6 protein-coding genes are annotated in these 6651 nt (G+C 54.2%); all 6 read left to right on the top strand.

The features are described from left to right. Positions 1-391: 391 nt before the first annotated feature. Positions 392-973: a ComF family protein gene (locus CUC53_RS03835; RefSeq protein ID WP_100292920.1), complete on the top strand. Its 582-nt coding sequence runs from the start codon at positions 392-394 to the stop codon at positions 971-973. A gap of 2 nt (positions 974-975) precedes the next feature. Beyond that, on the top strand, positions 976-1533 hold the full coding sequence (locus tag CUC53_RS03830) for a hypothetical protein (protein ID WP_100292919.1): 558 nt from the start codon (positions 976-978) through the stop codon (positions 1531-1533). A gap of 561 nt (positions 1534-2094) precedes the next feature. Next, complete coding sequence (locus tag CUC53_RS03825) at positions 2095-3882, top strand: putative nucleotidyltransferase substrate binding domain-containing protein (RefSeq protein WP_100292918.1); 1788 nt, start codon at positions 2095-2097, stop codon at positions 3880-3882. A 2-nt stretch (positions 3883-3884) separates the two neighbouring features. After that, a complete protein-coding gene (locus tag CUC53_RS03820) occupies positions 3885-4511 on the top strand; it encodes a 3'-5' exonuclease (RefSeq protein ID WP_100292917.1) in 627 nt (208 codons plus the stop codon). Between the two features lie 108 nt (positions 4512-4619). Continuing rightward, complete coding sequence (locus CUC53_RS03815) at positions 4620-4931, top strand: DUF485 domain-containing protein (protein ID WP_100292916.1); 312 nt, start codon at positions 4620-4622, stop codon at positions 4929-4931. Next, positions 4928-6580 (top strand): cation acetate symporter, encoded by a 1653-nt coding sequence (locus CUC53_RS03810; protein ID WP_100292915.1) that lies wholly within the window; start codon positions 4928-4930, stop codon positions 6578-6580. Before CUC53_RS03815 ends, CUC53_RS03810 begins: the two co-directional genes overlap by 4 nt. The last annotated feature ends 71 nt before the right edge of the window (positions 6581-6651 follow it).

The raw sequence follows: 6651 nt of genomic DNA, 5'->3' as shown, positions 1-6651 counted from the left end.
AACGATGAAATTCTGATGGTTACATCATTTTAAGGCTCGTCACGGTAGTTTTGTTTGGCTTACCATAGCCGACCAGAACCTATTGAGCTGCGATGGGTTGCTACCAGCGCGGGTCAAAGGAGCATATTGGAAGCTGTAATCCACGGGCGGTAGCGTGAGATTTAGTGACGCTACTCCTTGCTCAGAAAGGTGGGTGTCCCAGATTTTATTACGCCCCATACAGAAAGGTGGATGTCCCAGATTTTTCTCATGGGTTGCTACCAGCGCGGGTCAAGTGAGCATATTGGAAGCTGTGATCCACGGGCGGTAGCGTGGGATTTGGCAGCGTAACGCCTTGCTCAGAAAGGTGGGTGTCCCAGATTTTCTAAATAAAAATACTCACGGGGTAAACATGGATATTAATTTAAAGAAGGTGCATGGCAACTGGGCTGCTGGGTATGCGTTAGACAAGCACACGGTCAGCAGTACTTTTGATGGTTATGATGATAATGGCCATCCAAAATTCACAACAATTAGAACAGCTGTAGGAGAGGCTACTTACCAGTTAAAATACCGACAGGACTGGACAAAAACAGCACCTCTCGCACAAGAAATTCACGATAAAATAATCCCATTACTTGGGGTTAAAATAGGTTTTGTTGTTCCGATGCCTGCTTCTAATGAACGAGAAAGACAACCAGTAACCGAAGTCGCAAATGAAGTGGCAAAATTATTAGATGTACCTTGCTTTGATGGCATGTTAACCAAGACCAAAGGTCAATCACTCAAAAACCTACATACGAAGGAAGAAAAAATTCAAGCTCTTGAAGGGACTTTCTCTCTAAATGAATTGATAACCAATAACGGAAAGTGGAATGTTTTAGTTGTAGATGATCTTTTCGACTCTGGTGCAACAATGGAAGCTGCATGCTCTAAGCTCCGCAGCTACAATAAAGTTAACAACGTCTACGTGGCTACTCTGACCTGGAAATGACCATGACAACTATTTTTATCGCCGGTTCTATTGCCATAAAAAATCTCCATCCGCTAGTGCTAGAGAGAATAAAAAAGATGGTGGACTCTCAATATAGAATAGTTGTTGGCGATGCGAATGGTGCTGATTCGTCTATTCAACAGGCACTACTGGAACTTGGTTGCACCAACGCAACAGTGTTTTGTAGCAGTAGTCAACCAAGAAATAATATTGGTCGGTGGCCAACTAGAGTTGTCGACTCCGGATATAAGGATGGTTCAAGGGCATTTTTCACAGCCAAGGATATAAAAATGGCCGAAGAGGCTGACTGTGGCTTAATGGTCTGGGACACTAAGAGCACGGGCACACTAAGTAACGTTATCGAGCTATTAAAAAGAAAGAAAAACTCTGTTGTCTTTATAAATAAAAATAAGGAGTTTGTTATAGTGAAATCTCCTGAGCACCTAGATACTTTAATAACACACATGTCTCCCCACTCAATACAAAAAGCAGAGGAAAAAATAAGCTTAAGCCAGAGATTACACGAGTTAAAAAACGAACAGCTTAGTATGTTTTCCTAGACCGAGGAAGAGCGAAATAGTCTTGTATTGGTTGTAAGGTTCGCAGTTTTTCCTACCCATTTTACAAAAACATATTAAAACGCAACAACCTCTGTCCTGGTAATCCCCCCATTTTTAGGTGCATTCGAAAGTGGTAACTCTTGGACACCCATCTTTCCCGCCTTGGCATCAAAAACGCCGATGATTGAACGCAGCAGCACGCTAACCCCGCGCAGGTAGCCACTGCTACCGAGCAGCGTGTCGCCCCACAGTGACCCCGACGCTGAGACTAAAACTAATTAGGACACCCACCTTTTGATAACAATCCACTATAGGGCGACTTGCTGGCATCACAAGGGGGTACGCATTCGAATTGATGCCTGCAAAAGTCGGCTGGAGGGAGAGGTTTTCGGGCTTAGAAAGTAACAGCGCCTGCGATGGCGGCTCCCGCCATCTTTTTTTATGGCCCGCCCCGTTCCCACAGTGACCCCGACGCTGAGACTAAAGTCGGCTGGTCGGTATCTCCTCGCTTTGTCACACTGACTCGGCTATTTATGCCGCAAACCAGCCGAGGACGTTGTCATGTCACTCTTGTTCAACTTTGCCAGACCACCGTTTGACCGGCTGAGTCAGGGGGCGCGTGAACAGCTCTCTCGTCATGTGTCGCTCTGTTATTTTCGCGCAGGCGATACCCTGCTTAAGCCAGGAGATGAGCCTGCTGGCCTTTATCTGATTATCAAAGGCACGGTCGAGGAGTCCGCCCCTCATCAGCACTTTGGTGACTACGGGGTCGATGATCTGTTCGATGTACGGGCCCAGTTTGCTGGCCATTGCCGCCATACTTTTACCGCGCTAGAAGATACGCTTTGTCAGCTGATCCCACGCTCGGTGTTTCTGACCCTGTGCCAGCACGATCCCCAATTTGCCAGCTACTTCACTGCCAATCTGGCTGAACGTCAGCACCAGCAAGCGCAACGTGAGCAGGTGGGGCAGCAAAATCTGGCTGAGTTTATCCTGACGCGGATCGCCCCTGCCCACCTGCAACCAGCCCTGATTGTCGATAACCCGCTCTCCCTGTTGGCTGCCACCGAAGCCATGGTGGCCAAGGGTACTGATTGCCTGCTCTATCCCGCGCAGGATGGTTCACTCTCTTTGGCCACCCGCAAAACCCTGCTCCATGCCCTGACCCTCAAAGGCTTACCCTTGACGGCGCCACTCACGCTACTGCCCCCGGTTCCGCTAATCGGTCTGCCGCTGGAAAGCTACCTGTTCGATGCCCTGCTGCTGATGACTCGCCATCGTATCAAGCGGCTGGTGGTGTGGCAGGGCACCGAGGTGGCAGGGGTGCTGCCACTCACTCAGGTGTTGGGCCTGTTTTCCACCCACTCCCATGTGTTAACCCTGCGCATTGCCCGCGCCGATAGTGTGCCAGCGCTGGAGGCGGTGGCCCGCGAGCAGCAACAACTGACCCGCTCACTGTTCGCCCAAGGGATCCATACCGCCTTTTTGATGCAGCTCATCGCCACCATCAACGAGCAGCTGATCGCCAAGGCGTTTGCCTTGGTGATCCCCCCTGCGGTGCAAGATAAGGTCTGCTTACTGATGCTGGGCTCGGAAGGGCGTGGCGAGCAGATCCTCAAAACCGACCAGGATAATGCGTTGATCCTGCCAGAGGGGCTAGTGTGGCCAACCCAAGCCGCTGATCTGGCCACGTTCAGCGCCCTGCTGGAGCGCTTGGGCTATCCTCTTTGCCCCGGTGGGGTGATGGTTAACAATCCGCGCTGGGTCAACCCGCTAAGCCAGTGGCGACGAACCATTGATAGCGCCTGCTTGACGGCCAGCGAAGCAGATCTGCTCTGGTTGGCCACCTTGGCCGATGCGAGCCCGATCGCGGGGGATCGCACGCTCCATCTTCCTCTGGCCCGAGCCCTGCGCGAGCAGCTGTCGCAGCGACGGGATCTGTTGGCCGAGATGGTGCGACCGGCGGTGGCCTTTCATGCTCCCCTCACCCTATTTGGTCGCTTAGCACGGCCCCCCGAGGGACTAGACCTCAAGCGCGGTGGCCTGTTTCCCTTGGTTCATGGCATTCGGATGCTGGCCCTTGAGGGAGGCATAGTGGACACATCGACGCTGGGGCGTATCGATGCGCTGGTCGCCGCCGAGCGGCTCAGTGCCGACTATGGCGCCAATCTAGCCGAGGCGTTTCGGCTTTTTATTCGGCTCAGGCTGCGCAGCCAACTTAAGGGGGGCAACAGCCGCGTGCCGATCGGCGAACTCAGCCACAGCGAACGGGATCTGTTACGCCAAGCGCTGCATCAGGTAAAAAAATTCCAGCAGTGGCTCACCTTGCACTTTCGGCTGAGACAATAGCCATGTTGAGCCGCGCTCGACGCTACTGGTATGGCCGTGCCTTTGGTCAAGGCGAGTTCGCGCCACTGTTTGCCGCCCCCTTGACTGGCGAGTGGGTCGCCCTCGATTTCGAGACCACCAGTCTCGATCCCAAACGCGCTGAGATTGTCGCCATCGGTGCGGTGCGCATTGCGGGTAACCAACTGCTGACCGGCGAGGCGCTCTCGCTCAAGGTGCAGCCCCCCGCCAGCCTGAGCGAGCAATCGGTGGTGATCCACGGCCTGCGCCATCAAGATCTGCAACAGGGCTTGCCGCTGGACGCCGCGCTGCGCCTGCTGCTCGACTTTATCGGCCCCCGTGAGCTGGTGGGCTACCACATCGCCTATGACCTGCAGATCCTCAATCTTGCCTGCCGCAAACAATGGGGGCTGACCTTACCACAGCGGGGCATTGAGGTGAGCCAGCTTTACCACGACAAACTCTATCGGCGCTATCCCGATGCCACCCTCGATCTGGGGCTGGCCGCCATCTGCCGCCATTTGGCCATTCCCTCTTTGCCTGCCCACGATGCCCTGGCTGATGCCACCACCGCCGGCCTTATCTATTTGCAACTGACCCTCGGTGGGCCACTGGCTTATCCCAAAGTCTAATTGTTCGAAAATAACATTTAATTCACATTTCAGTTACATGAGCAGACATCCTGCTCGTCAGGGTTACCCCATCATCCACCACTGACACGCATGTCATGGAGAACCGCAATGGAACAGCAACGCTACCTCAGGATCCAGCAAGACCCCAATTTTCAACAATTGGTTGCCAAGCGCCAACGTTTTGCGTGGGCTCTTTCGGCCCTTATGTTAGGGCTCTACCTCGCCTTTATTCTGCTGATCGCCTTTGCCCCCGGCTGGCTTGGTACGCCGCTCAGTGACGGCTCTCCCATTACCCGTGGTATTCCGGTCGGAGTAGGGCTGATCCTCTCCTCCTTTGTGCTGACCGGCATCTATGTCTTTCGCGCTAACGGCGAGTTTGACGACCTGAATCAGAAGATCCTGCAAGGAGCACAATCATGAAAGGCAAGTTGCTGCTGTTAAGTTCACTGGCCTCCTCTCCTTTGCTGGCTGCCGATGCAATCACTGGCGAGGTACAGCGTCAACCACTCAATATCTCCGCCATTTTGATGTTTGTGGTGTTTGTCGCGGCCACGCTCTTCATCACCTATTGGGCATCCAAACGTAACCGCTCTGCCTCTGACTACTATGCGGCCGGTGGCCGGATCACCGGTTTTCAAAATGGTCTGGCCATCGCCGGTGACTATATGTCTGCGGCCTCCTTCCTCGGGATCTCGGCGCTGGTTTATACCTCTGGCTACGATGGCTTGATCTACTCCATCGGCTTTCTGGTGGGCTGGCCCATCATCCTGTTTCTGATCGCTGAGCGGCTACGCAACTTGGGCAAATACACCTTCGCCGATGTTGCCTCTTACCGCCTCAAGCAGACCGACGTGCGTGTCCTCTCCGCCTGCGGCTCGCTGGTGGTGGTTGCCCTCTATTTGATCGCCCAGATGGTAGGTGCCGGTAAACTCATCGAACTGCTGTTTGGCCTGCAATACCACATCGCTGTGGTATTAGTGGGGATCCTGATGGTGCTTTATGTGCTGTTTGGCGGCATGTTGGCCACTACGTGGGTGCAGATCATCAAGGCGGTGATGCTGCTCTCCGGCGCTAGCTTCATGGCCATCATGGTGATGAAATCCGTTAACTTCGACATCGGCGCCCTGTTTAGTGAAGCCATCAAAGTACACGAGAAAGGCGCCGCCATCATGAGCCCAGGTGGATTGGTCGCTGACCCTATCTCCGCCATCTCGCTCGGTCTGGCCCTGATGTTTGGTACTGCGGGGCTGCCCCATATCCTGATGCGCTTCTTCACCGTGAGTGACGCCAAAGAGGCGCGTAAATCGGTGTTTTATGCCACCGGTTTTATCGGCTACTTCTACATCCTCACCTTCATCATCGGCTTTGGCGCCATCTTATTAGTGAGCACCAATCCAGACTTCAAGGATGCCACCGGCGCCCTGCTGGGCGGCACCAATATGGCCGCCGTGCACTTGGCTGATGCGGTGGGTGGCAGCTTGTTCCTCGGCTTTATCTCTGCCGTGGCGTTTGCCACCATTCTGGCCGTCGTCGCCGGCCTGACGTTGGCGGGTGCCTCTGCGGTCTCCCATGATCTCTATGCCAGCGTGCTGAAGAAGGGTAAAGCCAACGAGACCGATGAACTGCGCGTCTCCAAGATGACGACCCTGGTGCTGGGTGTGGTTGCGATTGGTCTGGGGATCCTGTTCGAGAAACAAAACATCGCCTTTATGGTGGGGCTGGCCTTCTCCATCGCCGCTAGCTGCAACTTCCCGGTGCTGTTCCTGTCGATGTTCTGGTCACGCCTGACCACCCGTGGCGCCGTCTACGGTGGCTGGCTGGGGCTGGTGAGTGCCGTGACCCTGATGGTGCTGGGCCCAACCGTGTGGGTGAAAGTGTTGGGCCATGCCCAAGCAATCTTCCCCTACGAGTACCCTGCCCTCTTCTCGATGGGGCTGGCATTTGTTGGGATCTGGTTTTTCTCAGTGACCGATAACTCGCAAAACGCCGCCGACGAACATGCTAAATTCTTGCCGCAGTTCGTCCGTTCTCAAACTGGGCTGGGTGCCTCAGGGGCCACTTCCCACTGATCGCCAATCGCTATGCGAAGCCGGCTTAGCAGCCGGCTTTTTTATTGGCCGAGTAACCATCCTAGCGAGGC

It is taken from the genome of Aeromonas cavernicola (genome assembly GCF_002795305.1).
In the GTDB taxonomy this organism is placed as follows: Bacteria; Pseudomonadota; Gammaproteobacteria; order Enterobacterales; family Aeromonadaceae; genus Aeromonas; species Aeromonas cavernicola.
The sequence above is the reverse complement of the archived record's forward strand: the minus strand, read 5'-3'. Positions and strand labels throughout refer to the sequence as shown.

Excerpts from the sequence above, each read along its gene's own strand:
- CUC53_RS03835 (WP_100292920.1), top strand. The coding sequence starts at position 392 with ATGGATATTAATTTAAAGAAGGTGCATGGCAACTGGGCTGCTGGGTAT.
- CUC53_RS03830 (WP_100292919.1), top strand. The coding sequence starts at position 976 with ATGACAACTATTTTTATCGCCGGTTCTATTGCCATAAAAAATCTCCAT.
- CUC53_RS03825 (WP_100292918.1), top strand. The coding sequence starts at position 2,095 with ATGTCACTCTTGTTCAACTTTGCCAGACCACCGTTTGACCGGCTGAGT.
- CUC53_RS03820 (WP_100292917.1), top strand. The coding sequence starts at position 3,885 with ATGTTGAGCCGCGCTCGACGCTACTGGTATGGCCGTGCCTTTGGTCAA.
- CUC53_RS03815 (WP_100292916.1), top strand. The coding sequence starts at position 4,620 with ATGGAACAGCAACGCTACCTCAGGATCCAGCAAGACCCCAATTTTCAA.
- CUC53_RS03810 (WP_100292915.1), top strand. The coding sequence starts at position 4,928 with ATGAAAGGCAAGTTGCTGCTGTTAAGTTCACTGGCCTCCTCTCCTTTG.